Below are 1,320 nucleotides of genomic sequence, written 5' to 3' on the forward strand. Positions count from 1 at the left end.
GCAAGGAACTGCGTGAAAGGCTGAACGGCGGCAAGTAGGCGCGACGTCAGCGCCTGACGGCCTTTCGGACAGGCCAGCTTCCGACGGAAAACATCATGTTCAATCGCTTCATCCTCATCGCGATCTTCGTGCCCCTGGCGATCATCCTGATCGCACTCGCCGTTGCCAACCGCGAACTGGTCGCCTTCACGCTCGATCCGTTCAACCCCGGCAATCCGAAGCTGACCCTGACTTTGCCGCTGTTCATTTTCCTGTTCCTGGCACTCGCCATCGGCATGATCGTCGGCAGCCTGGCAACCTGGGTCAAGCAGGGCCGCTATCGCAAGCTGGCGCGCCAGCGCGGCGTCGAGGCCGAGAACCTGCGCCAGGCGGTCAGCCGTGCGCCGGCGGCACCGCAAAGCCCGGCTCTGGGAACGGCCCCAGGCTCCACCCAAGGGTCCGCCCAAGGGTCCGCCCATGGGTCCGCCCATGGGTCCGCATTGCCGAAGCCGACCGCTTGAGCCGCCCGTCGGCGGTTTTGTCCCCACGGAGTTCTTCATGCTGACCATTTCGGCCGCAGAGGTCGACCATGCGCTGAGCTTTGCCGGGCTGGTCGAGACGCTGCGCATGGCGTTTCGCGACGGCGCGGTGCAGCCGGTCAGGCATCATCATACGATCGAGCGGCCAGATGGCGCGGCCTCCACCCTGCTCTTGATGCCCGCCTGGACCGACCTCAACGCGGCCGGCACATCGGCCGGCGGTCACATCGGCGTCAAGATCGTCACCGTGTCCCCCGACAACAATGCCATCGGCAAGCCGGCGGTGATGGGGCTCTATCTCCTGCTCAATGGCGCCACCGGCGAACCTGAGGCCTTGATCGACGGCCAGCGGCTGACACAGTGGCGCACCGCCTGTGCTTCGGCGCTTGCGGCCTCCTATCTCGCCCGCGACGATGCCTCGCGGCTGCTGGTGGTCGGCGCCGGCGCGCTGTCGCCCTTCCTCGCCAAGGCGCACTCGGCCGTACGGCCGATCAAGACCATCCGCATCTGGAACCGCACCCCGGCCAATGCCGAGAAGGTCGCGGCCGATCTGCGCGCCGAGGGTTTTGCAGCCAGCGCGGCGAGCGATCTCGATGCCGAGCTTGGGCAGGCCGACATCGTCTCCTCGGCGACGATCACGACGACGCCGCTGATCAAGGGTGCGCTGTTGCAGCCGGGAACCCATGTCGACCTGGTCGGAGGCTTTACGCCGACGATGCGCGAGAGCGACGACGACGCGATCAGGCTCGCCCGCGTCTATGTCGACATCAGTGAAGGAGACAAGAAGCAAGCAGGAGAAAAA

Annotated in this window: 2 protein-coding genes; both read left to right on the forward strand. The window is 66.1% G+C overall.

What is annotated here, in order from left to right; all coding sequences use genetic code 11:
• Nucleotides 1–95 precede the first annotated feature (95 nt).
• Entirely contained in the window at nt 96–500 is a 405-nt protein-coding gene (locus EN964_RS34855; RefSeq protein ID WP_127272544.1) for a LapA family protein, read from the forward strand.
• Between the two features lie 37 nt (nt 501–537).
• A partial coding sequence (locus tag EN964_RS34860) for an ornithine cyclodeaminase family protein (protein WP_127277460.1) occupies nt 538–1,320 on the forward strand: 783 nt, incomplete at its 3' end.

This window comes from Mesorhizobium sp. M7A.F.Ca.CA.001.10.2.1 (assembly GCF_003998575.1).
Lineage (GTDB): Bacteria > Pseudomonadota > Alphaproteobacteria > Rhizobiales > Rhizobiaceae > Mesorhizobium.